Raw genomic sequence first — 24,378 nt, 5'->3', positions numbered from 1 at the left:
TCAGAGCTGGGTGACGTCCAGGTCACCCGCCGCGTACTGCCTGCGCAGCACCTTCTTGTCGAACTTGCCGACGCTCGTCTTCGGCACGGACTCGATGATCGTCCAGCGCTCGGGGAGCTGCCACTTGGCGATCCTGCCCTCGTCGGCGAGGAAGGCGCGGAGCATCGTGAAGTCGGCGGTGGAGCCTTCCTTGAGGACGACGGTGGCGAGGGGCCGCTCGCCCCACTTGTCGTCGGGGACGGCGACGACGGCGGCCTCGGCGACATCCGGGTGGGACATCAGGGCGTTCTCCAGGTCGACGGAGGAGATCCACTCGCCGCCGGACTTGATGACGTCCTTCGCACGGTCGGTGAGGGTCAGGAAGCCGTCGGCGCTGATCGTTCCGACGTCACCGGTCTTGAGCCAGCCGTCGTCGCTGAACTTGTCGGCGGGGCGCAGCGGCTCCGTTCCCTGGCCGCCGTAGTACGCGCCCGCGATCCAGGGGCCGCGCACCTCCAGCTCTCCCGCGGACTCGCCGTCCCAGGGGAGCCGTTCGCCGCCGGGGCCGGTGAGCCGGGCCTCGACTCCGGCCGGGAAACGGCCCTGCGTCAGGCGGTACGCGAACTCCTCGTCGGTGCCGACGGCGTGGGCCGGGGGCCGGGCGACCGTACCGAGCGGCGAGGTCTCGGTCATGCCCCAGGCGTGGCACACACGCATGCCCAGGCGGTCGAAGGCCTCCATCAGCGAGGGCGGGCAGGCCGAGCCGCCGATGGTGACCTGGGTGAGAGAGGTGACGTCCCTCGGCTTGGCCGTGAGCTCCGCGAGGAGGCCCTGCCAGATGGTGGGGACGGCGGCGGCGTGCGTCGGACGCTCGCCCTCGATCATCTCGGCGAGCGGCGCGGGCTGCAGGAAGCGGTCCGGCATCAGCATGTTCACGCCGGTCATGAAGGTCGCGTGGGGCAGGCCCCACGCGTTGACGTGGAACTGCGGGACGACGACGAGGGTCGTGTCCTGGTCGGTCAGGCCCATGGACTGGGTCATGTTGACCTGCATGGAGTGCAGGTAGATCGAGCGGTGGGAGTAGATGACACCCTTGGGGTCGCCGGTCGTCCCGGAGGTGTAGCACATGGCCGCGGCCTGGCGTTCGTCCAGCTCGGGCCAGTCGTAGGCGGTCGGCTTGCCGGCGATCAGCTCCTCGTACTCGTGCACCTGGGCGGTCGCCGAGGCGAGCAGCGAGCGGTCGCCGGGGCCCGACACGACGATGTGCTCGACCGTGGGGAGCTGAGGGAGCAGCGGTGCCAGCAGGGGGAGGAGCGAGCCGTTGGCGATGATGACGCGGTCGGCGGCGTGGTTGACGATCCACACCAGCTGCTCCGCGGGGAGCCGGAGGTTGAGGGTGTGCAGGACGGCGCCCATGGAGGGGATCGCGAAGTAGGCCTCGACGTGGTCCGCGTTGTTCCACATCAGGGTCGCCACACGGTCGTCGCCCTCGATACCGAGGTCCGTGCGGAGCGCGTGCGCGAGCTGGGCCGCACGGGTGCCGATCTCGGCGAAGGAACGGCGCTGCGGTTCCTCCTCGCCGGTCCAGGTGATGACCTGCGATGTGCCGTGGATGGCCGACCCGTGGGTCAGGATCCTGGAGATCAGCAGCGGTACGTCCTGCATCGTGCTCAGCACGGCGTCCTCCCGGGGGCGACATTGCCTACGCGTGACTGCCTACGCGTGGGTAAGGGTTGCGCTGATTCTGCGCACATACCAAGCGGTATGTCACTACTCCCCGGAATGATCGATCAGGAGACACTCCATCGGCCGCCCCCACTCCGCCCCGCGCCCCACCAGGGTGAACCAGATCACCACGGGCCGGACCGGCCCGGCTCCGCAGGGCTCGGCTCGGCTCAGCTCGGCTCGGCACGAGTCCACGCCACGGAGCGTCATCGGCGCGGCGGGTGCGGATCGGCTCGCGGCCGGGCTCGCGGCCGTCATGCGGCCGCCCTCGTCTCGACGTCACCGCCGGGACGGGCTCAGCTCGACGTCACCGCCGGGACGGGCTGAGCTCGGGGTCCTCGCGCAGCTTGCCCAGTGCCCGTGACACCGCCGACTTCACGGTCCCGACCGAGACGCCGAGCACCTCGGCGGTCTGCACCTCGCTCAGGTCCTCGTAGTACCGCAGGACGACCATGGCCCGTTGCCGCGTCGGCAGCTTCATGATCGCGCGCCACATGGCGTCGTGCAGAGCCTGCTGCTCGGCGGGATCCCCCGCGGGCAGCCCCTCCGGCTCCGGCAGCTCCTCGCAGGCGAACTCGTCGACCTTGCGCTTGCGCCACTGCGAGGTCCGCGTGTTCAGCAGCGCCCGCCGTACGTAGCCGTCGAGGGCCCGGTGGTCCTCGATGCGCTCCCACGCGACGTACGTCTTCGTGAGCGCGGTCTGCAGCAGGTCCTCGGCGTCGCTCGGGTTCGCGGTCAGCGACCGGGCGGTGCGCAGCAGCACCGGCTGGCGGGCCTTCACGTACGACGAGAACGACGGGTACGAAAGGGTCGGCCCCGCCGGCGTAGCGGCGTGGGAAGCGCTGGTGCAGACGGGTGTGGTCATGGCTCCACGCTAGGAGCGGGGCACTTCTCGCGGATCGGCCGCAGGTCCCGAAGCGGTGTCCGCCTCAGGTTGTAGGAGTGGGGGTGACCCCACCTCCTGAAGGTGGACGAGAGGTGCTTTCCTCTGAGGGTTCCCCCCTGGGAGGACCCGTTTTGCGAGCTTGCTCCGGGCTGCGGAGGCCGCCCCGCCGGGGCCGGCGGTATCCGCGGGTGGTTCCCGCGCGCACGGCGGCGCCGGGGGCCCGCGACGGCGCCCGTCCGCACGACTGCGCCCTTCCACACGGCTGCGCGGCGGCACCGTAGTACCGCCGCGCGGACGCGTGATTCCCACAAACACACCCCTGGTGACATCAGGACCGATGGGAGCGCATCGGCCCCCGGCTCACCAGAGGTTGGTGAAGTTGACGGTGACCTTGCCCTGCGACTGGTCGACCTCTGTGAACTCGGAGCCGGTCACCAGCGCCGAGTTGCTCTCGCTCGACGCTCCCGCGCCGACCGCCTGTGGCTGGGTGGTGGCCGTGCTTCCGTAGTTGTCACCTCCTCCACCTCCACCTCCGCCTCCGTCGGCGGCCGCCGCGGCCGCGTTCGATCCGTCGTCCGGGAGAGCGCCGGTGTCCGCCGTCGCGACCCCCGCGAGGACGGCGGCAGCGAACGGCAGTGCCGCGGCGGCGGCGAGGACGCGGGCGGTACGGGTGCTTGGCATGTGTTTCCTCCAGAGCCGGAGTACGCGCCGGCCGGGGCCGGGACGTACGGCTTGTCCCCGAGGGCCCGTCCGGCCCTGCGGCCGGCGGTCCGCCTCGGTGCTGTCCACGACGTCGCGAGTCCAGAGTTGCCCACCGAATCCCCACGAACCACCTCAGGAGCCCTGATTCGTCCTCAAGCGTGAGGACGTGCCGATAAACCTCAGCCGCACCATTCGACGTGTCCCACCCCGTCTCCCAGCGCACTCCGCCCCGCCACCCGGCGTGTCGCACGCCACCGAGGCATAGACCCCCTTCCCATACTCGAACATGCGTACGAAAATAGCGTCATGGCCCTCACCGACCGGCAGGCCACCGCACTGGCCCTGGCCCATGCCCTGTCCGCGGCCGAGCGCGGGCTGGCGGTGATCCCGCTGTCCCGGACGAAACTCCCGGCCCTGCGCTCCCCGCACCGCCACGCCTCCGGCACCGGCCCCACCGAGCCACCCTGCCGCGGTGCGTGCGGCCGTTTCGGACACGGGGTGTACGACGCCTCGACGGACCCGCGCCGTATCCGCGCGCTGTTCGCGGCCGCCCCCTGGGCCACGGGCTACGGCATCGCCTGCGGACTGCGGCCGCACCACCTCATCGGCATCGACCTCGACACCAAATCGGGTACGGACGCGTCGGCGGCCCTGCGTGAACTGGCCCTGCGTCATCTGTTCACCATCCCGGCGACGGTCGTCGTCACGACCCCCAGCGGCGGACGCCACATCTGGCTGAGCGGGCCGCCGGACGCGGTCGTCCCCAACTCGGCGGGCCGCCTGGCCCCGGGCATCGACATCCGGGGAGCCGGCGGCTACCTGGTCGGCCCCGGTTCACGCACCGAGCACGGCGTGTACGGCACGGTTCCGGGCACCGCGCACCTGGCGCCCGCGCCGTGCCCGCCCGCGCTTCTGCGCCTGCTCGCGCCCCCGCCACGGACGCACCAGCCCGCACTGGCCGCGACCGGCCAAGACGGCCGGGGCCTCGTGCAGTTCGTCCTCGCGGCACACGCGGGCCAGCGCAACACCCGCCTCTTCTGGGCCGCGTGCCGCGCCTACGAGAACGGCATCGGCCCGGACCTGGCCGCCCCGCTCACCGAAGCGGCCGTCCACACCGGCCTCACCGAACACGAGGCCCGCTCCACCATCGCCTCAGCGGCCCGCATGACGAGCCGGCACCCCTGACATCCGAGCCCTTAGGGTTCAGGATCGACGGCATAAGACCGCCAGGGACTGTGGAGCGAGCCCGACCGGTCTTCTTGTCCCGGCTATGGTCCGGGTCGTCAACCTCCGGAACAATCGGCCGCGTCAGCAGGTCCCCTGTGAGCACCTGTACGCGGCTCCGCGAGGCAGCAACACAATTGGAAAGCGTGCATCCCAACGACACTGTCAGAGGTTGGGCTTACGGTCCCGACATGGCAATCAGACCATCAGCGCGTTGGCGGACCCGCGTGGATGAGGAGGCGACCGAGCTCGCTTCCGGGACACGCCTCCCGAGCGATGCTTTCCTGGCGGAACTCTTCCCTGAGTCGCTGTTGGTGGCGACTGATGGAGCACTGCACGCGTTCGAGTCGGAAGTGGGCACACTCCGGGATCAGGACGACGGACAGGTCTTCGAAGCGGTCAAGCGTGTCGTCCTGGCACTGAACGAAATCAACGAGGACCACGACGGCGCCGGCTACGAGACCGAAGAGCGCGAGCAGTTATGTCTCTACATCGATCAGCTCTTGACGGAGAGCGGCATCGATGTGCCGACTCTGGCAGCGAGGCGAGGCATCAGCCGCACCGAGATCACAGATGACTGGCGGGACTGGTAGCCGCTGCTGTAAAGCAGCGAAGTACAGCAAACCCAGCAAACCGCCAGCGTCCGCCGTCAGCCCTCAGGGTCCCCGGGACAGCTCGTTGACCTCCAATAACCGATCTCTGTAGAGCTACGGATCAGATGTTGATCCCTGCGGCAGGCATCATGAGTTCGTGGGAATCGACGTCGAACTGCACTCAGCACGGCCGACGCGTAACTGGCGCAAGTCCCGAGCGACGCTGCTGCAGAGTTCGTACGGGCACGGGGACGCATTGGCCGACGTGATCGGCTCACTCCGGTTGCTCGGAGTGCCTGGGCAGCTGACCGCCGTGGATCCGTACGGGGATGCTCTGATGAACGAGCAGGAGGCTGCCGTGGCCCTCGGTGAGATCCCCAATCTGCGGCAACGGTGCACCGATGAGCGTCAGCTCGCTGCGTTGGACGACCTCGCACTGCTGCTGGAGCAGTGCACCGGCACTGCAGGCAGCCATCTGTGGTTCCAGGGCGACTGAAACCCGTGCCCCTTCCGCGCCCGAGAGGCCGGGGGCTCACGGTCATTGGCAGGCACCACGCACGACGAAGGCCCCCGACCGATCTGCCTGGTCAGGGGCCGTTCGTCTACGCGGTGGGTGTGGGATTTGAACCCACGGTGACATCGCTGCCACGACGGTTTTCAAGACCGTTCCCTTAGGCCGCTCGGGCAACCCACCCCGCGTCGCCCGTGTGGACGGCGCGGGGACAAGACTAGCCGGTCAGCTGTCGCCCACGCGCTTGCCCAGGGTCACTTCGGTGGTGTGGGTCTTGCCGTCGCGGGTGTAGGTGAGCTTGACGGCGTCTCCGGGCTGATGGGTCCAGATCTCGCCGATCAGCGTCGGGCCGCTGTCGATCACATGGTCGTCCAGCTTGGTGATCACGTCGCCGGGCTTCAGGCCGGCCTTGTCCGCGGGGCCTCCGGAGGTGACGGCGTCCGTGCCGCTCGCGCCCTGCTCCGAGATCTTGGCGCCGCTCGTGCCCTCCTCGAGGGAGACGGACGCGCCGATGACCGGGTACACCGGCTTCCCCGTCTTGATCAGCTGCTGCGCGACGTGCTTCGCCTGGTTGACCGGGATCGCGAAGCCCAGGCCGATCGAGCCCGACTGGGCCGTGCCGCCCAGGCCGCCGTTGCCCGTCGACTGGATCGCCGAGTTGATGCCGATGACGGAACCCCGGGCGTCCAGGAGCGGGCCGCCGGAGTTGCCCGGGTTGATGGAGGCGTCCGTCTGCAGGGCGCTCATGTAGGAGGCCTTGCTGCTGGAGCCGCCGTCGCTGGAGGCGACCGGGCGGTTCTTGGCGCTGATGATGCCCGTGGTCACCGTGTTGGAGAGGCCGAAGGGCGCGCCGATCGCGATCGTCGAGTCGCCGACGGCCACCTTGTCGGAGTCGCCGAGTGGCAGCGGGTCGAGGTCCGACGGGGCGTTCTCGAGCTTGATGACCGCCACGTCGTACCCCTGGGCGTGCCCCACCACATCGGCGTTGTACTTCTTGCCGTTGGGAAAGGTCGCCGTGAGCTTGCCGCCGTCGACCGCGTCCGCGACGACGTGGTTGTTGGTGACGATGTGCCCCTGCTTGTCGAAGACGAAGCCGGTGCCCGTGCCGCCCTCGCCGCTGCTGCTCTCGGCCTCGATGGTGACCGTGCTCGGCAGCGCCCTGGCCACCACGCCCGCCACCGTGCCGGCGTCCCGCTTCAGGTCGCCGCCGCTCTGGGAGGCGGAGACCGTCGTCGAGCCGGACGCGTCGTCGTTCCGCTCGGCGGCCCAGTAACCGATGCCTCCGCCCACACCGCCCGCCACCAGCGCGGCGACGAGGACCGCGGCGACCAGACCGCCGCGCCTGCCGCCGCCCGGCTTGGGCGCGGGCTGCTGGTAGGAGGAGCCCCAGCCGGAACCCGAACCTCCACCGTTCGCGTAGGCGGGTTCGGCGGGCGGCGGAGGCGGCCAGCCGGCCTCGGCCGCGGACGGGGAGGAAGGAGGAGTCCCGGGCGCGTGGACGCCTTGCGGGTCGGTGGCACCGTGCCCCTGGTGCTGCCGCGCTCCCGGCGCGCCCTGTCCCGCGGCGAACGACGCGTACGCGGGATCGTGTCCCGGTCCGCCGGGGGCGTTCTGGGGCACGGCCGGGATCGGGGTGGTGGGCGCGCCGCTCTCCGGTGGCGTGGAATGCGCGGAAGCAGCGGGAGTGTCCACCGGCACAGGAGGTGCGGACGGGGCCGGGGGTACCGCGGTGCCCTCGTTCTCGGTGCTCACAGCTTCTTCTCCTCGGTCCACGGCTGTTGTTCTCGGTCGCACTCGGTCACGCTCGCTCGCGCCTGTCGAGGGCCCGGCGTGGCGCGGCCGCGCGTGGGCTGTGGGTGCGTCCGCGCATGTGCTGTTGTATGCCGTCAGCTTTTCCCACCGGCCGTCAGAGCACCATAAGCGGTTGCTGTGGGTCCGGGATCTTCCTTTATAACTGACTTTTCAGACAAACCACCGCGCCCCCGTACCCTCCGGCCCACCGGGTACCCCACGGCGGTGGCACCATGACGCGGTGACCCACGCACGACAGCACCCGATCCAGGTCGTCGCCCACCGCGGAGCCTCCGACGAGGCTCCGGAGCACACGCTGGCCGCGTACAAAAAGGCCATCGAGGACGGGGCCGACGCCCTGGAGTGCGACGTACGGCTGACCGCGGACGGTCACCTCGTCTGCGTCCACGACCGGCGCGTCAACCGTACGTCGAACGGTCGCGGCGCGGTCTCCGCCCTCGAACTCGCCGACCTCGCGACCCTGGACTTCGGCTCCTGGAGGAGCGTCGACGAGGCCCCCGACTGGGAGCACAGCCCCGGAGACCCGCAGGACACCGCCGTCCTCACTCTCGAACGGCTGCTCGAACTCGTCGCGGACGCCGGCCGCCCCGTGAAGATGGCCATCGAGACCAAGCACCCCACCCGCTGGGCGGGACAGGTCGAGGAACGGCTGCTGCTCCTCCTGAAGCGCTTCGGCCTGGACGCGCCGGACTCCGCCGCCGAGTCGCCCGTACGCGTCATGAGCTTCTCGGCTCGCTCGCTGCACCGCGTCCACGCCGCCTCCCCGACCCTGCCCACCGTCTATCTGGCGCAGTTCGCCTCACCCCGGCTGCGCGACGGACGGCTGCCCGCCGGCGTCCGGATCGCCGGACCCTCGCTGCGGATCGTGCGCGGACACCCCGGCTACGTGGAGCGCCTCAAGAGCGCCGGGCACCAGGTGCACGTGTGGACGGTGGACGAGCCCGAGGACGTCGACCTCTGCGTCGGCCTGGGCGTCGACGCCATCATCACCAACCGCCCCCGCGCGGTACTGCGCCAACTGGGGCGCTGACCAGCCAGGACACTCCGCCGTGGGGCCTGCCGGACCGATCGGATCCGGCCACCCGGTCACAGGAAGTGCACCGGCGCGTTCGCTGTGTGTCCGGCCGTGCCGAGTGCGCCAGGACACGTGTACTGGCCGGTTTCCGGCGCAGTCGGGGAGGGCATCCACACCGTGGCGTGGGGCGAAGGAGGTCTCGGGGGTGGCGTTGGTGGTGGCACAGGAGGTGCCCACGTCGTCGTGCATGGCCGTACCTCATGGCCCTGCGGGCGTGGGGCAGGCAAGACACCGGATGCGGGCTCAGCTGCGTACGGGGGGAGTGGCGGAGTCGGTCGTCGACGACGCCGTACTGATCCTCTCCGAGCTTCTCAGCAACGCGTGCCGGCACGGCAGGCCACTGGGCGGCGCGTTCGCGGGCGACGGTGACGTACGGGCCGCCTGGCAGGTCGATCCGTCCGGAAGACTCACCATCGAGGTGACGGACGGCGGTGGTCCGACCCGCCCGGTTCCGGCCACGCCCTCGGTCACCGCACACGGCGGCCGCGGGCTGAACATCATCACCTCGCTCGCCGAGGACTGGGGTGTGCGCGACGACGTCCACGGTGAGGTCACGGTGTGGGTGATCGTCCACGAGGACGTGCGCGACACGGCCGCGGTGCGGCGGCGCGACGACTTCGCCACCCGCATCACGCCCCCGCCCGTCTCCGCGATGCACGGCCTGGACGCTCTAGACGCCCTGGACTTCACGGACGCCTTCGACGAGCTGGGCTGACGGAAGCCGCCGTCCCGGCGGTAGGCGCGTCGGCCGGTTCCGCCCGCCCGGCCCCCGTCGCAGCCCGTACGGGAATGCCGTTCGGAGCGTTGTCCACAGGGTCCCGTCGACCGTCGTACGAGCGGCTAGGCTCGCGCCAGTACGAGACGAGCCGTGATCGGGAGACAGCCACGATGGCCAAGAAGCGACCCCAGACAAAGGCCGGGCGGCCCCAGACGAAGGGCGGGGCGAAGGGCTCCGTCGGCGCCGACGAGCAGGTTCCCGTCGTCGGCGCCCGCGAACCCTGCCCCTGCGGCAGCGGTCGCCGTTACAAGGCCTGCCACGGCCGGGCGGCGGCGCACGCCGTGACCGAGCTGGTGCACCGTCCGTTCGAGGGCCTGCCCGGCGAGGGCGACTGGGTCGCGCTGCGCGAGCTGGTGCCCGCGGCGACCGTGGAGCTGAAGCTCAAGGACAGCCTGCCCGAGGGCGTGCCGTCGGTCGTGCTCGCGACCGTCCTGCCGATGGCGTGGCCGGCCCTGCGCCGCGACGACGGCTCGATCCTGCTCGGCCTGCAGAACGACACGGCTTCCGGGGACATCAGCCGCGACCTCGCCGACACCCTGCGGCGTGCGCTCGACGCGGCGCCCGGCACCCCGGTCCAGGGCCGCCGCGCCCCGGCCGACGGACCGCGGCTGCAGGACCTCCTCGACCCCGAGGGCCCCTTCGAGCCGGTCGTGCACGACGGCTTCGAGTTCTGGGTCCCGGACGCGGACAACGCGACGCCGGAGGTGGCCGCCTCCCTGGAGCGGGCGAACGCCGCGGCCATCCCGACCGTGAAGCTGTCCGGCGTCGACGCCGCCTACTGGTGCGAGACCCCGGAGAAGAACCACCTGCGCTGGGTCATGCCGCACGCCGAGGAGCAGCTTCTGGACGCTCTCGCGCGACTGCACGCGGCCGGCACGTCGAATCTCGGCGAGGGCACGCGCCTGGTCGGTTCCTTCCGCGCGCACGGTCTGACGGTGCCGGTCTGGGACCTGCCGACCGGCATGGGCGCCGAGGAGATCGAGAAGCCGGCGGCCGAGTTCGCCGAGCGCCTCGCCTCCGCCCTCGCGACGGACGCGCCGCTCACTCCGGACGAGCGCCGGGCCCGTGGCGGTCTCACCAACCGTCAGGTCACGCTCAGCTGACACACAGGTACACGCTGACCGACCGGTCAGCTCGTCAGCCATTCGCGGACGGGTGACTCCTGTCACAACTCCCCGTTGTGACAGGTGAATCCGTGTCCGAATAGCCGAGATCGAATTTGCTAACCGCCGATCTCTTGTTACCGTTCCAGTAGCCCGGTTGCTGGTGCATCCCCCGTCGCCAGCAACCGGGCCCTTTCATGTCCGGAGCCGGGCAGTCGATGCCCGGCGGTCACATCCGGCGCGGCGAACCGGCTCCCGACGCGGCGTCGATGACCAAGGCCCCCTGACCTCGGCGCGTACGACTACGCTCATTCCGACCGCGGTCGGCCCGAGTCGCTGCCGACGCGCAGCAGCAGGCGGCCACCCCCGGGCCCCACCGCGAACTCCGCCACCGCCGTGTACGCGCCCGCGTCCCCCGCCGTGTGCCGCCGGGGCGTCTCGCACGTGCCGGGCTCGTCCTCGGCGCCCAGGGCACACTGGGTCCGCACGGCGCCGCCTCCGGGCCCCATCAGGCTGAGGACGGAGCGCAGGGCGTCGCCCGTCGCATTGCGGTAGTAGGTGCGGGCCCAGGTGTCCGGCCCCTGCGTCAGGACACAGGTCTGCGCCTCGACGCCGTCGGGGGAGGAGAGCTCCGGGCCGCAGCGGGCGGCGGTGGCCAGGCCCAGGCCGAGCACCAGCGGCGACCGCCGGGGCTCGGGGGTCGACTCCTTGCCGTCACCGTGGCCGGACGCGCGTACGGACCGACCGTCCTTCCCACCGACCGGGCCCGCGGACGCCACGGCCAGCGGCAGCACGATGGCGAGGGCCACGGCGGCCGTGAGTGTCACCAGGCGGGCTCTTCGGGGGTCCGGGGGCTCTCCCCCTGGGAGTCGCTGCATGGGGGGAACATAACGACCGCGGGCGGGCGCCCGGCTCACCGCGCGCCCGACACCCCTACAACTCGGGCGCGCTCACACCCGTACGAGTGAGCGCCTCGACCACGGCGTCCACCACGGCCTCCACGTCGGGCACCCAGGGCGCGGCCGAGCCGGGGAGCGGGGCCCGCTCCCAGCCGATCCGCCCCTGGCCCGTCTCGGACGGGGGCAGCGCGATGTAACCGCCCTCGCCGTGGAAGCGCAGGGATCCGGGCACGTGGTCCTTGGCGTACAGCAGTTCGCCCAGCTGCTCCAGGGAGTACGGCGCCACCAGCAGCGCCCAGCGGGTGGGGGACGCGACGACCGGCCCGAGGCGCATGCCCATGCGGTCGAGGGCGGCGAGGGCGCGGGTCGCAGCGGGCGCGGGCAGACTCACCGCGCACGGGGCGGTGCCGCCGGTCGCCAGCACGATCGGGGCGGCCGGCCGGTTGGTCCACCACCAGCGGATCATGCGTTCGTCGGTGGTGGCCGCGAGGAGGCCGGGGTCGAAGGGGTGGGCACCGGGCACCGTGCACTCCGGGTCCGGACATCCGCAGCGGGCCCGCCCCTGCGGGTCCGGAGCCACGCCCGGCAGAACGGGCCACCGCCAGTCGGTCGCGAAGGTCAGGGCCGCGCCGAGCATCTCAGGCCTGCCACCGCTTCGCCTGGACAGGAGCCTGCGTCGCCTTCCGAGGATCTCGCGCATGAGCGCTCGTTCCTTTCCGTTGCACGCCTGGCAACACCGAGGACCACATCACACCATGTGTCGATCACTTCACTGTGCGTACCTACTGGCGCATCACACCCCTGCCCGAGGCAAGGGGAACCCCGAGGGGCCGAACATTGGCTGCGTCCGCGTCCATACTGCGTCTGTCAACAAAAGCATGGGCATGGCGTGGGGTGGCGGCGCCTGGCGTTTTGCGTTCCGCGTACTTCCAGCCGCCTCCGCCACGGGAGGATGGGGCACGGTCGTCGGTGGTTAAGACGCCCGGGTCCGTCGCCAGGTTCCGGGCGGATCTCAACCGCCCCTGGCCTTCACCGAGTACGTACCCACCGCGACCGCTGTGACGCTCCGTCGAACAAGGCCAGTCGACCGCAATACGGCCCTGCCCGAGTCAGTTTTAGGCCAACTTCACTTTCCCGCAAGAGTCTCACGCACGTCACATGGACACCAGGAATCCCCGCAGGACAATGCTGGACATCCCCTCACGAGTGCGTGTACATGTGGAGACACCGCTAGCGGCGCAGAACGACATGGGGGTTTGCGATGCTACCGAGCAATACGCGCCGGTCGGAAAGCCGGACGCCATGAACGCCCCTCATCTTCCGAAAGTGGCCGGAATCGACTCCACGGTTCCGTCGCCCGCACACACTGTCGCGCCGCCACTGTCCGCCTCGGGTGCCCCGCCGGCCGGATCCCCGAGCGGCCCCGGCGCGGTTCTGCAGGACCGCCTCGCCGGCTGGGTCTCCGATCTCACGACGCTCCACGAACTCACCGAACGGCTGGCGCGCACCGGATCCCTCGCCGACGCCCTTCAGGAGCTGCTGCGCGCCGGCGCCGCCCTCGTGGGCGCCCGGCGCGGTCTCGTCGTCATGGAACCGGGCGACGGGCTCGGCCCCGACACCACCATCGGTCTGGGCCTGGCCCGCTCGGACCTCGGCCACATCGAGACCGTGCCGCGCAGCGCCACCTCGTACGGCAGGATCCTGGACGGACTGCCCGGCGGGGAGCGCGAGATCGCCCAGCCCGACCTGCTCTCCGAGGACACGCTCGATCCCCGCCACCGCGAGGTGGCCGCCCGCCTCGGCTATGCCGCGAGCTACGCGCTCCCCCTGTCCACCGAGGCCGCGGGCCGCCTCGGAGCCGCGGTGTGGCTCTACGACGAGCCCGCCGAGCCGGGCGAGCGGCAGCGCCACCTCGTCGGCGTCTACGCCCGGTACGCGACCGAGCACCTGGCCCGGATCCTGGAGCTGGAGCGCACGCGCGCGTGCATGACGACGATGGCCGAGGAGCTGCTGCCCTCCAGGCTGCCGCGCGTCCCCGGCGTCCAGCTCGCCGCGCGGCGGCGGAGCGGTCCGCGTGGCGGTGGCGACTGGTACGACGCGCTGCCGCTGCCCGACGCCGCCCTCGGCCTCGCCGTCGGCTCCGTCACCGGGTCCGGGCCGAGCGCGGTCGCCGCGATGGGGCGCCTGCGGGCCTCCCTGAGGGCGTACGCCGTGATGGAGGGCGAAGACCCGGTGGCCGTCCTCTCCGACCTGGAACTGCTGCTCAGGCTGACCGAGCCCGCCCGCTCCGCCACCGCCCTGTTCGCGTACGTGGAGCCCGCGCTGCGCAAGGTCACGCTGGCCGGGGCCGGGCACAGCCCGCCGCTGGTGGTCGGCGAGCGGCGCACGGAGTTCGTCGAGACGTCCCTGTCCGCTCCGCTCGGGATGCTCGCCTGCTGGGAGGCACCGAGCGTCGAACTGTCCGCGGAGCCCGGCGAGACCGTACTGCTCTACACCGACGGTCTGCTGCACCGTACGGGCGATTCCATGGACCGCGCCTTCACCCGGCTGCACGCCGCGGCGGCAGGCGCCCCGAGGCCGGTGCGCGAGGATCCGGGAGCCCTCGCCGACCACGTCCTGCGCGCCGTGCTGCCGAACGGGCTCGACGAGGCGGACAGCGAGGAGGACGTGGTGCTGCTGGCGGCTCGCTTCGAGTGAGCCGGAGGCGTTCGCCGCCGACCCGGAGCGAGTAGGTGTATACGCCAGGTAACGTGCCGCCCGCCCGGCCCGTTCCCCGGTGCCGCACAGGTCACGTAACAGGTCTTCCGGCCCTGGATCCCTCACATACGACCGTACGATGATGAGGATGCCCCTGCGCGAGCGGACACCGCGAGCCGGGGGCGATCCAGTGACGCAACTAGGAGGCAGACCGTGTCGGAGGCGCTCAACCCGGAGACCCCGGAAGCCGTGCTCGACGATTCCGCCGACCAGGCGGCCGAGGAAGAGCCGATCGGACAGCGCAAGAACACCTTGTACCCGGGTGTGTCCGACGAGCTCGCCGAGAACATGAAGTCCGGCTGGGCCGACACGGAACTGCGCGACCTGAAGCCGATCGCGCAGGCCGGACACACCGCCGACCGCCGCGCCGCGCTCTCCGCGCGCTTCCCGGGCGAGCGCCTGGTCGTCCCCGCGGGCAATCTGAAGACCCGCTCGAACGACACCGAGTACCCCTTCCGCTCCTCGGTCGAGTACGCCTACCTCACCGGCGACCAGACCGAGGACGGCGTCCTGGTGCTGGAGCCCCGGGGCGCCGGGCACGAGGCGACGATCTACCTGCTGCCCCGCTCCAACCGTGAGAACGGCGAGTTCTGGCTGTCCGGACAGGGCGAACTGTGGGTCGGCCGCCGCCACTCGCTGACCGAGGCCGAACGCCTGTACGGCATCCCTGCCTCGGACGTCCGCGAGCTCCCCGGCAAGCTGCGCGAGGCCACCGGCCCCGTCCGGGTCGTGCGCGGCTACGACGCCGGGATCGAGGCCGCCCTGACCGACAAGGTCACCGCCGAGCGCGACGAGGAGCTGCGGGTCTTCCTGTCGGAGGCGCGACTGGTCAAGGACGAGTTCGAGGCCGGTGAGCTGCAGAAGGCCGTCGACTCGACCGTGCGCGGCTTCGAGGACGTCGTCCGCGTCCTGGACAAGGCCGAGGCCACCAGCGAGCGCTACATCGAGGGCACCTTCTTCCTGCGCGCGCGGGTCGAGGGCAACGACATCGGCTACGGCTCGATCTGCGCGGCCGGCCCGCACGCCTGCACGCTGCACTGGGTCCGCAACGACGGCCCCGTGCGCTCCGGGGACCTGCTCCTGCTGGACGCGGGCGTGGAGACCCACACCCTCTACACGGCGGACGTCACGCGCACCCTGCCGATCAGCGGCACCTACACGGAGATCCAGAAGAAGATCTACGACGCCGTGTACGAGGCCCAGGAGGCCGGTATCGCGGCCGTGCGGCCCGGTGCCAAGCACCGTGACTTCCACGACGCCGCGCAGCGCGTGCTCGCCGAGAAGATCGTCGAGTGGGGTCTCGTCGAGGGTCCGGTCGAGCGGGTCCTGGAGCTCGGCCTGCAGCGCCGCTGGACCCTGCACGGCACCGGCCACATGCTCGGCATGGACGTCCACGACTGCGCCGCCGCCCGGACGGAGACGTACGTGGACGGCACGCTGGAGCCGGGCATGTGCCTGACCGTCGAGCCGGGGCTGTACTTCCAGGCGGACGACCTCACGGTGCCGGAGGAGTACCGCGGCATCGGTGTCCGCATCGAGGACGACATCCTGGTGACCGAGGACGGCAACCGGAACCTGTCGGCGGGCCTGCCGCGCCGCTCCGACGAGGTCGAGGCGTGGATGGCCTCCCTGAAGGGCTGATCCCGCGACCGCTGCCCGGTGACGGACCGGGCGGCGGACCGGGACGAGACCGATGGCCGGGTGTCCTCGCGGGCACCCGGCCATCGGTGTGTCCAGCGGCGGCCGGGCGCAGGACGGGGCCGGACCGGGCGCCGCGGTGTCAGGTGAGGGCGAGCGGCGCGTTGTCGCGCCACTTGAGGATCTTGTCGAAGCTGACCACCGTGCCGCCCCGGCCGGGCTTGTCGCCGATGTGCACGTGGTCGGCGAGTTCCTGGATCAGCCAGAGGCCGCGGCCGTGTTCCGCCTCGGTGTCGGCCCCGTGACCGCGGATACCGCTGTCGCTGTCGCCGCCGTTCAGGGGCTCGCCCGTTCCGCTGCCGTTGCCCTTGCCGTCGGATAAGTGGAGGGCGGAGCGGACCCGGCCGGAGGGGAAGCCGGGGCCGGAGTCGGCCACCTCGATGCGGCACTTCTCGCCGTCGAGGTAGGCCGTGACCCGGTAGGCCTCGGCCGAGTCGCCGCGCGCCGTGCAGCCGCCGTGCTCGACGGCGTTGGCGCAGGCCTCGCTGAGGGCGACGGACAGGTCGTAGGAGACATCCGGGTCGACGCCCGCGGTCTCCATGGTGCCGAGGAGCAGACGTCGCGCGAGCGGAACGCTCGCGGCTTCGCGCCGCAGATGGAGTGACCACCAGATGCTCATACGCCAGCCTCCTGGCCGCGTCTCGACATACCGTTACGTATTGCCCCGAGCATCGCCGCGCAATCGCCGGGCGGGCGTGATGCCGCCCATACGGCCGACGTGCGCGCGTCGGCTGCTGGTGTATGAGGCGCCGGGGTGACCGGGCGTCACCCCGGCTCGCCGGAGAAGCCCGCAGGTGGGGCAGGCCGCCGCAGAATGCGCCCTTCGGGTCGTACGTCACCTTGCGGACCTGCCGTACGGGGCCGGGGCACCCAGTGCGATGATGAGCGCGCCATGACTGCCCCCCACCAGCGCAGGGCGCGCTCCGGATGCGATCTGCGAATTCTGCGGGCCGCGGTGTTCACCGCGGTCTGCGTCGCGCTGGCCGCGGCCGGTCATGGGATCGCCTCCTGCGCCACGGTCCCGCTGTGGACGCTGTGCATGGGATTCCTCGCCGTCTTCGCCCTGGCGGCGCCGCTCGCCGGGCGTGAGCGCTCGCTGCCGGGCATCGCCGCGATGCTCGCGGCCGGGCAGACCGGCCTGCACGTCCTGTTCGGACTGGGGCAGCACGGCGTGCCGGCGGCTTCCGGCTCCATGTCGACGGCCGACGCCTCCCTCGTCGAGCGCGCCGCACGCCTGGTGTGCGGCACCACGGCGGCGGCGATCACCCCCGCGCGGGCCCAGAAGATCCTCGCGGACGCGCATCTCGACACGGGCACCGCGCACTCCATGCACCACCACGCGGCCGCGGTGTCGTCCGGGCCGGACGCCTGGATGTCGGTGCTGCCGTCCCTTTCGATGCTGCTCGGCCACGTCCTCGCGGGTGTGGCGGCCGGTTGGGTGCTGCGCCGCGGCGACCTGGCCCTGCTGCGGCTCATGCGGCTCTCCGCGCAGGGCGTCGCCGAGGGGGCGCTCGTACGGTCGCTGCGCGGGGCGCTCGCGCTGGTGCGCGCCCTGCGGGCCGGGCTTCCGGGTACGCCCGGTACGGCCCCGCGCGCCCCGCGCGCCGAACCGCCCGCCCCGCCGACGCCTCGGATCACGGCACTCCAGCACACGGTGATCAGGCGCGGGCCGCCCCGCGACGCGCTGCTTCTCGCCGCCTGACACGACGAGCCACTCCACCCGAGGGGCGCCGTCGTGCGGCACGCGCGCGCCCGCGTCCTCGACGATCCGACAGATGCGCGGATCCACAGATCCGGCACAGCCGGGATCCGGGATCCGGAGCGTCCATGCTTCCCGGCCGTCCGGGGCACCTGACGGCGCGCGCACCCCTCTTCCCCACTGGCCTCATCGTTCGAAGTGGAGTGTCTCTTTCATGAAGATGTCCCGTATCGCCGCCGCCGGTGCCGTCGCCGCCTCCGCCGTCGTCGTCCTGTCCGCCCCCGCATTCGCGCACGTGAGCGTGCAGCCGGAGGGCCAGGCCGCCAAAGGCGGCTACGCGACGATCGACTTCAAGGTCCCGAACGAGCGCGACAACGCCTCGACCACCAAGCTCGAGGTGAGCTTCCCGACGGACCACCCGCTCGCGTCGGTCATGCCGCAGCCGGTCGACGGGTGGACCATCAAGGTCACCACGTCCAAGCTGGCCAAGCCGATGGAGATGCACGGCAAGAAGATCGACGAGGCCGTCTCCAAGGTCACCTGGACCGCTGACGGCAAGGGCGTCCAGCCGGGTTACTTCCAGAAGTTCCCGCTGTCCGTCGGGCAGCTCCCCGAGGACGCCGACGAGCTCGTCTTCAAGGCGATCCAGACGTACTCCAACGACGAGGTCGTCCGCTGGATCGAGCCGCGCGAGGACGGCGCCGAGGAGCCCGAGAACCCGGCCCCGGTGCTCGCTCTCACGGCCGCCTCCGAGGACGCCCACGGGTCGTCCGCGGACTCCTCCGGCTCCTCGGACGACACCAAGGCGTCCGGCGGCGAGTCCTCCGAGGAGGCGTCGGGCTCCTCGGACAGCAGCGACACCACCGCCCGCGTCCTCGGCGTCATCGGCATCGTCGTCGGCGTGGCGGGCGTGGCCTACGGCGTCCTGGCCGGACGCCGGCGCACCACCGTCTGAGGCCGCCCGAGGCCCAAGCACCTCCGAGGTGTGCTCAGGGGGCGTACGCCGTCGCCCATCCAGGCGGCGGCGTACGTTCCCGGCCCACACCGGATCTCTCACATCTGGGACATTTCTCTATGCGCAAGAAGATGTATGGCGCGGCCGCGCTGCTCGCGGCCGCCGCTCTGACCCTCACCGCCTGCGGCAGCGACGACGGCGGCGGCAAGCCCGTCGCCGAGGTTTCCGTCGAGTCGGGCACGGACCGGGCCGCGACGGTCCTCGACAAGCCGTTCGAGAAGCCGGACCTCGTCCTCAAGGACACCCACGGCAAGGAGTACGACCTCCGCGCCGAGACCAGGGGCCGGCCGACGCTGATCTACTTCGGTTACACCAACTGCCCCGACGTCTGCCCCCTGACGATGAACAACATCGCGGTCGCCAAGAAGCAGCTGCCGCGGGCGGAGCAGGACAAGCTGCGCGTCGTGTTCGTCACGACCGACCCCGAGCGGGACACCCCGGCCGCGCTCGGCAAGTGGCTCAAGGGGATCGACCCGGACGTCATCGGTCTGTCCGGCGACTTCTCCACGATCCAGGCCGCTGCCCGGAGCCTCGGCATCTCCATCGAGGCACCGACGAAGGACAAGGACGGCAAGGTCGTCTCCACGCACGGCACCCAGGTCATCGCGTTCTCGCCGAAGACCGACGCGGGTTACGTGCTCTACGGGGAGGACGCCACCGTCGACGACTACACCAAGGACCTGCCCAGGATCGTCAAGGGCGAGAAGCCGTGAGCCGTGGTGAACGCCGTGGCGCACGGGTGCCCGCACCACGGCGGGCCGTGTCCGCCGGTGCCCTCGCTCTGGTGGCCGCGCTGACCCTCGCGGGCTGCGGCGACTCGCACGACGACGCGGACTCGGGGTCGCCCGGTCTGTCGGTCGGCTCGGCCTACATGCCGCAGCCGGTCTCCGGCTCCATGGCGGCCGGTTACCTGGTCGTCGTCAACGAGAGCGGGACCGCCGACGAACTGACCGGCGTCACCAGCGACATCGCCGGTGAGGTCACCGTCCACGAGACCGTCGGGCAGACGATGAAGGAGGCCGATCGCCTCGAGGTCCCCGCCCACGGCCGGCTCGTGTTCAAGAGCGGCGGCAACCATCTGATGTTCGAGAAGCTGAAGCGCAAGCCGAAGCAGGGCGAGAAGGTGTCCGTGGAACTGCACTTCACGAAGGCCGCGCCGATCACGGTCGAGATGCCGGTCAAGTCCGCCACGTACATACCGACGGACACGAACACCGGCACGGACACGCACATGCACATGGACACGCACATGCACATGAGCGGGAACTGAGGGAGGGATCACCTTGAGGCAGACCATCGCTCCCCGCGTACGGACACTGCTGCTGCTGTTCCTCGCCGTCACCGGCGCGCTCCTGGCCGGCGCGGTGCCGGTCTCCGCGCACGCCGCGCTGACCGGCAGTGACCCCCAGCAGGGAGTGGTGGTCGACAAGGCACCCACTCAGGTCTCGCTCACCTTCTCCGAGAAGGTCGCGATGTCCGACGACTCGGTCCGCGTACTCGATCCCGAGGGCAAGCGCGTCGACGCGGGCAAGACGTCCGAACTCGGCGGCACCACGTACGGAGTCCCCCTCCGCACGGGACTGCCCGACGGCACGTACACCGTCACCTACCAGGTCGTGTCGGCGGACAGCCACCCCGTCTCGGGCGCGTTCACCTTCTCCGTCGGCGCGCCCTCCCAGACCTCCGTCAGCGTCTCCGACCCGACGGTGGGCGGCGGAGTCGTCGGCGTGCTCTACGGCTTCGGGCGCTACGTCTCGTACGCGGGCTTCGCGCTCATGGTGGGCGGCGCGGCCTTCGTCCTCGCCTGCTGGCAGCGGGGCGCCGGGGTGCGACCGGTGCAGCGGCTCGTGGTGTCCGGCTGGCTCGCGCTGACCGCCGCGACCCTCGCGCTGCTGCTGCTGCGCGGCTCGTATGTGAGCACCGGCAAGGTCGGCGACATCTTCGACCTGACGCTGCTCTCGGACGTGCTGGAGACCAAGACGGGCGCCGCGCTGGTGTCCCGGCTGCTGCTGCTCGCCGCGGGCGCCCTCTTCATCGCCGTGCTCTTCGGGGCCTACGCCAAGCGCGACGAGGCGGAACGGGCCGAGCGGGAGGCCGCGTCGGTCGCCGCCGAGCCCGGTCGCAGCGGGAAGCGGGACGACGAGGCGGACGAGGACGGGGGCGAGGACGAGGACACCGGCCGGAGCACCCGCGCCGCCGAGGAGAAGAGGGACCTCACCTTCGGTCTCGCGATCGGCGGCGCCGTCGTGGCGGCCGGACTGGCCGCGAGCTGGGCCATGGCCGAACACGCCTCGACCGGCATCCAGCCCGCCATCGCCATGCCCGTCGACATCCTGCACCTGCTGGCCGTCGCGGCCTGGCTGGGCGGCCTCTCCACCCTGCTCGTCGCCCTCTTCCGGGCGCCGGCCGACACCCCGGTCGACACCGCGGCCGTACGGCGTTTCTCACGCGTCGCCTTCGCGAGCGTCACCACCCTGGCCGCGACCGGGCTCTACCAGTCGTGGCGGCAGGTCGGCTCCTGGTCGGCGCTCACCGGCACCACGTACGGCCGGCTGCTGCTCGCCAAGGTCGCGCTGGTGGCCGTCCTCGTCGGCATCGCCTACATCTCCCGGCGCTGGACCTCGCAGCTCGCCGGGACACCCGCCGCGCACAGCGACGCCGCGGCCGGGACGGACACCACGACGGTGGTGAGGCAGCGGACGGCCGGGAAGAAGCGGGCCACCGTGCCCGGCGGCGCCGGCGGCGACTCCCGGCGGGCCGCCCAGCTGGCCCGCCAGCGCGAGGCCGTCGACGCCGCACGCGAGAAGCGCCTGCGCGACGCCGACCCGGCCCGCTCGGGCCTGCGCCGCTCCGTCCTCGCGGAAGCGGGTGTCGCGGTCGTCCTGCTCGCCGTCACCACGATCCTGACGTCCACCGAACCCGGGCGCACGGAGGAGGAGGCCAAGGCGGCCGCCTCCTCGGCCCGGTCGGCGTCGCAGTCGTCGCAGTCGTCCGAGGAATCGGGGGCGCTGTCGCTGCAGATCCCCTTCGACACCGGCGGTCCGGACGGCAAGGGCGTCGTACGGGTCGAACTGAACCCGGCCCGCGTCGGCGGCAACGACATGCACATCTACGTGGAACGGCCCAACGGCAAGGCCTTCGACATCCCCGAGGTGAAGCTCGCCTTCACGCTGGAGGAGAAGAAGATCGGACCGCTGCCCGTGACCCCCGACCACATCGCCACCGGACACTGGACGGCGAGCGGGGTGCAGATTCCCATGGCGGGCAGCTGGAAAGTCGCCGTCACCGTGCGGACCTCCGACATCGACCAGGTGACCGTGAACAAGAACGCGCAGATCGGCTGAACCGCACCATGGCTGACCAGTCCACTCCGCAGGCCCCCGCCGAGGAGTCCGCATCGACCACCAGGAACGGCGCTTTCTCACGACGGCGCCTTCTCGGTACCGCCGGCGCCACAGGGCTCGCCCTCGGTGTCGCGGGCGGGGCTGCCGGTTACGCCGCCGCTCCGTCCGGGGACAGCACGGACGGGGCGGCGCCGCTGACCTCGCTCGGCTCGACCGAGGTGATGTTTCACGGGAAACATCAGCCCGGCATCACCACCCCGCTCCAGGCACGCGGCCACCTCGTCGCCTTCGACCTCGCCGCCGGAGCGGGACGCAAGGAGGCGGCCGCGCTGCTGCGCCGCTGGTCGGCGACCGCCGGGCGGCTGATGGCCGGCGAGGAGACCGCGCACGGCGACACGGACGTGGCGCGCGATGCCGGGCCGTCGTCCCTCACGGTGACCTTCGGCTTCGGGCACAGCTTCTTCGCCCGGACGGGCCTGGAGAAGCAGCGCCCGGTCGCGCTCGACCCGCTCCCCGACTTCTCCTCCGACCATCTCGACAAGGCGCGCAGCAACGGCGACCTCTGGGTGCAGATCGGGGCGAACGACGCCCTGGTCGCCTTCCACGCCCTGCGCGCCCTCCAGAAGGACGCGGGATCGGCCGCCCGGGTGCGCTGGCAGATGAACGGCTTCAACCGCTCCCCCGGAGCGACCTCGCAGGTCAGGACCACGCGCAACTTGATGGGCCAGATCGACGGGACGCGTAACCCGAAGCCGTCCGAGTCCGACTTCGACATGCGGATCTTCGTACCGGAGGGGGGAGACGCGGCGTGGATGGCGGGCGGCTCCTACGCCGTCGTACGGCGCATCCGGATGCTCCTCGACGACTGGGAGAAGCTGTCGGTCAAGGCCCAGGAGAACGTCATCGGGCGGCGGAAGTCCGACGGCGCACCGCTGTCGGGGGGCACCGAGACCAGCGCGATGGATCTGGAGAAGACCGGGGCCGACGGCAAGCCGGTCGTCCCGGTCGACGCACACGCCCGGATCACCCGTCCCGACCAGAACGGCGGGGCCGCGATGCTGCGCCGCCCGTTCTCCTTCCACGACGGATTCGACGCCGACGGGGTCCCCGACGCCGGGCTGCTCTTCATCTGCTGGCAGGCCGACCCGCTGCGCGGCTTCGTCACCGTGCAGCGCAAGCTCGATCGCGGCGACGCCCTGTCGGCCTTCATCCGGCACGAGTCGAGCGGCCTCTTCGCGGTGCCCGGCGGGGCGGCCGAGGGCGAGTACGTGGGACAGCGGCTGCTGGAGGGATGAGGTCCGCCGGAGCACCGGGTGCCTCACGGGCGCCGGCGTCGGTGCGCACCGGCGCCGGCGGCTGGGACCGGTCCGTGGAGTTCGCGGCGCCGGTCCCGGGCGGGCGGCTCATGCGGGGGCCGAGCTCCGCGAGCCGCTCCGCGACGCGGTCCCCACAGGCGCGAGCCGGGGCGCACCGGGCCCATTAGGGTGAGGTCATGCCAGCCAGCTACGCGTATCTCGGTCCCGAAGGCACCTTCACCGAAGTCGCTCTGCGCACGCTTCCGGAGACCGCCACCCGGGAGCTCGTCCCGATGGTGTCGGTGCCCGCCGCGCTCGACGCCGTCCGCAACGGCGAGGCCGAGGCCGCCTTCGTGCCCATCGAGAACTCCGTCGAGGGCGGCATCACGACGACCCTCGACGAACTCGTCGCGGGTGAGCCGCTGATGATCTACCGCGAGGTGCTGCTGTCGATCACCTTCGCACTGCTGGCCAGGCCCGGTACGAAGCTGTCGGACATCAAGACCGTCACCGCGCACCCGGCCGCCCAGCCGCAGGTGCGCAACTGGATGCGGGCGAACCTGCCGGACGTGATCTGGGAGTCGGCCGCCTCGAACGCGGATGGTGCGCGCCTCGTCCAGGAGGGCCGTTACGACGCCGCCTTCGCCGGTGAGTTCGCCGCCGCCCGGTACGGGCTGGTCCCCCTCGAGACGGAGATCCACGACGCGGAGAACGCCCAGACGCGCTTCGTCCTCGTGGGCCGCCCGGCCCGGCCCGCCGCTCCCACCGGCGCGGACAAGACGTCCGTGGTCATCTGGCAGCGCGACGACCACCCGGGTGCCCTGCTCGAACTCCTCCAGGAGTTCGCGGTGCGCGGGGTCAACCTGATGCTGCTGCAGTCCCGGCCGACCGGTCAGGGCATCGGCAACTACTGCTTCGCCATTGACGCCGAAGGGCACATCTCGGACCGCCGGGTGGGCGAGGCGCTGACGGGGCTCAAGCGGATCTGCCCCGAGGTCCGCTTCCTCGGGTCGTACCCGAGGGCGGAGGTCGACCCCCATGACGTGTGCGCGCCGCGGGCGGGGACGTCCGACAGTGAGTTCATCGCGGCGGCGGACTGGCTGGCGCGCTGCCAGGACGGGCGCTTCTAGGACGGCCGGTTCCGGGACTGCCAGTCCCAGGGCGGGCAGCTCAAGGACGGCCGGCTCCAGGGCGGGCGGCTCAAGGACGGCCGGTTCCAGGGCGGGCGGCTCCAGGGCTGCTGGGACTCCTCGCAGGGCCTTCCGCGGCGGGTCTACTGGGCT

The 24,378-nt window shown here is 71.7% G+C and carries 22 protein-coding genes and 1 tRNA gene; 15 read left to right on the top strand and 8 right to left on the bottom strand.

The window, feature by feature from the left end; genetic code table 11:
- The 3 genes from ACFY93_RS32075 to ACFY93_RS32065 all read right to left on the bottom strand — a co-directional run bounded on the left by ACFY93_RS32075 (position 1) and on the right by ACFY93_RS32065 (position 3,271).
- Positions 1-1,644 carry a long-chain-fatty-acid--CoA ligase gene (locus ACFY93_RS32075; RefSeq protein WP_391365434.1) on the bottom strand — a complete coding sequence of 548 codons (1,644 nt, stop codon included), beginning with the start codon at positions 1,642-1,644 and terminating at the stop codon, positions 1-3.
- Positions 1,645-2,011: 367 nt separating this feature from the next.
- Positions 2,012-2,569, bottom strand: a complete 558-nt coding sequence (locus ACFY93_RS32070) for a SigE family RNA polymerase sigma factor (RefSeq protein WP_391365421.1) — start codon at positions 2,567-2,569, stop codon at positions 2,012-2,014.
- A gap of 381 nt (positions 2,570-2,950) precedes the next feature.
- A complete protein-coding gene (locus ACFY93_RS32065; protein WP_391365420.1) occupies positions 2,951-3,271 on the bottom strand; it encodes a hypothetical protein in 321 nt (106 codons plus the stop codon).
- Positions 3,272-3,598: 327 nt separating this feature from the next.
- Here ACFY93_RS32065 and ACFY93_RS32060 point away from each other — a divergent pair, with 327 nt between their 5' ends.
- The 3 genes from ACFY93_RS32060 to ACFY93_RS32050 all read left to right on the top strand — a co-directional run bounded on the left by ACFY93_RS32060 (position 3,599) and on the right by ACFY93_RS32050 (position 5,605).
- On the top strand, positions 3,599-4,477 hold the full coding sequence (locus ACFY93_RS32060; RefSeq protein WP_391365419.1) for a bifunctional DNA primase/polymerase: 879 nt from the start codon (positions 3,599-3,601) through the stop codon (positions 4,475-4,477).
- Positions 4,478-4,707: 230 nt separating this feature from the next.
- The gene (locus ACFY93_RS32055) at positions 4,708-5,109 is read left to right on the top strand and encodes a hypothetical protein (protein ID WP_391365418.1); all 402 of its coding nucleotides are present in this window, start codon (positions 4,708-4,710) and stop codon (positions 5,107-5,109) included.
- Positions 5,110-5,266: 157 nt separating this feature from the next.
- On the top strand, positions 5,267-5,605 hold the full coding sequence (locus ACFY93_RS32050; RefSeq protein WP_391365417.1) for a hypothetical protein: 339 nt from the start codon (positions 5,267-5,269) through the stop codon (positions 5,603-5,605).
- A 111-nt stretch (positions 5,606-5,716) separates the two neighbouring features.
- Here the strand turns inward: ACFY93_RS32050 and ACFY93_RS32045 are convergent.
- Together ACFY93_RS32045 and ACFY93_RS32040 are read right to left on the bottom strand one after the other, a co-directional pair.
- A tRNA-Ser gene (locus tag ACFY93_RS32045) sits at positions 5,717-5,803 on the bottom strand.
- Positions 5,804-5,845: 42 nt separating this feature from the next.
- Entirely contained in the window at positions 5,846-7,372 is a 1,527-nt protein-coding gene (locus ACFY93_RS32040; RefSeq protein WP_391365416.1) for a trypsin-like peptidase domain-containing protein, read from the bottom strand.
- 280 nt (positions 7,373-7,652) lie between these two features.
- Here ACFY93_RS32040 and ACFY93_RS32035 point away from each other — a divergent pair, with 280 nt between their 5' ends.
- The 3 genes from ACFY93_RS32035 (at position 7,653) to ACFY93_RS32025 (ending at position 10,388) form a co-directional block, all read left to right on the top strand.
- Positions 7,653-8,462, top strand: a complete 810-nt coding sequence (locus ACFY93_RS32035; protein WP_391365415.1) for a glycerophosphodiester phosphodiesterase family protein — start codon at positions 7,653-7,655, stop codon at positions 8,460-8,462.
- A gap of 190 nt (positions 8,463-8,652) precedes the next feature.
- Positions 8,653-9,222: an ATP-binding protein gene (locus ACFY93_RS32030; protein WP_391365414.1), complete on the top strand. Its 570-nt coding sequence runs from the start codon at positions 8,653-8,655 to the stop codon at positions 9,220-9,222.
- 173 nt (positions 9,223-9,395) lie between these two features.
- A complete protein-coding gene (locus tag ACFY93_RS32025; RefSeq protein WP_391365413.1) occupies positions 9,396-10,388 on the top strand; it encodes a DUF5926 family protein in 993 nt (330 codons plus the stop codon).
- A gap of 308 nt (positions 10,389-10,696) precedes the next feature.
- On the opposite strand, the gene ACFY93_RS32020 is transcribed toward ACFY93_RS32025, so the two are convergent.
- The gene (locus tag ACFY93_RS32020; RefSeq protein WP_391365412.1) at positions 10,697-11,266 is read right to left on the bottom strand and encodes a hypothetical protein; all 570 of its coding nucleotides are present in this window, start codon (positions 11,264-11,266) and stop codon (positions 10,697-10,699) included.
- 55 nt (positions 11,267-11,321) lie between these two features.
- Positions 11,322-11,987 carry a bifunctional DNA primase/polymerase gene (locus ACFY93_RS32015; RefSeq protein WP_391365411.1) on the bottom strand — a complete coding sequence of 222 codons (666 nt, stop codon included), beginning with the start codon at positions 11,985-11,987 and terminating at the stop codon, positions 11,322-11,324.
- A gap of 485 nt (positions 11,988-12,472) precedes the next feature.
- Between ACFY93_RS32015 and ACFY93_RS32010 the strand changes: the two genes are divergently transcribed.
- Together ACFY93_RS32010 and ACFY93_RS32005 are read left to right on the top strand one after the other, a co-directional pair.
- Positions 12,473-13,984 (top strand): SpoIIE family protein phosphatase, encoded by a 1,512-nt coding sequence (locus tag ACFY93_RS32010; RefSeq protein WP_391365433.1) that lies wholly within the window; start codon positions 12,473-12,475, stop codon positions 13,982-13,984.
- A 213-nt stretch (positions 13,985-14,197) separates the two neighbouring features.
- Positions 14,198-15,685 carry an aminopeptidase P N-terminal domain-containing protein gene (locus ACFY93_RS32005; RefSeq protein WP_391365410.1) on the top strand — a complete coding sequence of 496 codons (1,488 nt, stop codon included), beginning with the start codon at positions 14,198-14,200 and terminating at the stop codon, positions 15,683-15,685.
- Between the two features lie 139 nt (positions 15,686-15,824).
- On the opposite strand, the gene ACFY93_RS32000 is transcribed toward ACFY93_RS32005, so the two are convergent.
- Positions 15,825-16,361, bottom strand: a complete 537-nt coding sequence (locus tag ACFY93_RS32000; RefSeq protein ID WP_391365409.1) for an ATP-binding protein — start codon at positions 16,359-16,361, stop codon at positions 15,825-15,827.
- 273 nt (positions 16,362-16,634) lie between these two features.
- Here ACFY93_RS32000 and ACFY93_RS31995 point away from each other — a divergent pair, with 273 nt between their 5' ends.
- The 7 genes from ACFY93_RS31995 (at position 16,635) to pheA (ending at position 24,225) form a co-directional block, all read left to right on the top strand.
- On the top strand, positions 16,635-17,444 hold the full coding sequence (locus ACFY93_RS31995; RefSeq protein ID WP_391365408.1) for a hypothetical protein: 810 nt from the start codon (positions 16,635-16,637) through the stop codon (positions 17,442-17,444).
- A gap of 211 nt (positions 17,445-17,655) precedes the next feature.
- The gene (locus ACFY93_RS31990; RefSeq protein WP_391365407.1) at positions 17,656-18,396 is read left to right on the top strand and encodes a DUF1775 domain-containing protein; all 741 of its coding nucleotides are present in this window, start codon (positions 17,656-17,658) and stop codon (positions 18,394-18,396) included.
- Positions 18,397-18,515: 119 nt separating this feature from the next.
- Entirely contained in the window at positions 18,516-19,169 is a 654-nt protein-coding gene (locus ACFY93_RS31985) for an SCO family protein (protein ID WP_391365406.1), read from the top strand.
- Between the two features lie 47 nt (positions 19,170-19,216).
- Positions 19,217-19,726, top strand: a complete 510-nt coding sequence (locus ACFY93_RS31980) for a copper chaperone PCu(A)C (protein WP_391365405.1) — start codon at positions 19,217-19,219, stop codon at positions 19,724-19,726.
- 13 nt (positions 19,727-19,739) lie between these two features.
- The gene (locus ACFY93_RS31975) at positions 19,740-21,800 is read left to right on the top strand and encodes a copper resistance protein CopC (protein WP_391365404.1); all 2,061 of its coding nucleotides are present in this window, start codon (positions 19,740-19,742) and stop codon (positions 21,798-21,800) included.
- An 8-nt stretch (positions 21,801-21,808) separates the two neighbouring features.
- Positions 21,809-23,095 carry an iron uptake transporter deferrochelatase/peroxidase subunit gene (gene efeB, locus ACFY93_RS31970; protein WP_391365403.1) on the top strand — a complete coding sequence of 429 codons (1,287 nt, stop codon included), beginning with the start codon at positions 21,809-21,811 and terminating at the stop codon, positions 23,093-23,095.
- A 197-nt stretch (positions 23,096-23,292) separates the two neighbouring features.
- Positions 23,293-24,225, top strand: a complete 933-nt coding sequence (pheA, locus tag ACFY93_RS31965; RefSeq protein WP_391365402.1) for a prephenate dehydratase — start codon at positions 23,293-23,295, stop codon at positions 24,223-24,225.
- Positions 24,226-24,378: the final 153 nt, after the last annotated feature.

The organism is Streptomyces sp. NPDC008313 (genome assembly GCF_042956125.1).
In the GTDB taxonomy this organism is placed as follows: Bacteria; Actinomycetota; Actinomycetes; order Streptomycetales; family Streptomycetaceae; genus Streptomyces.
Note: the sequence above shows the minus strand (reverse complement) of the source record. Positions and strands in the feature narration are given on the sequence as shown.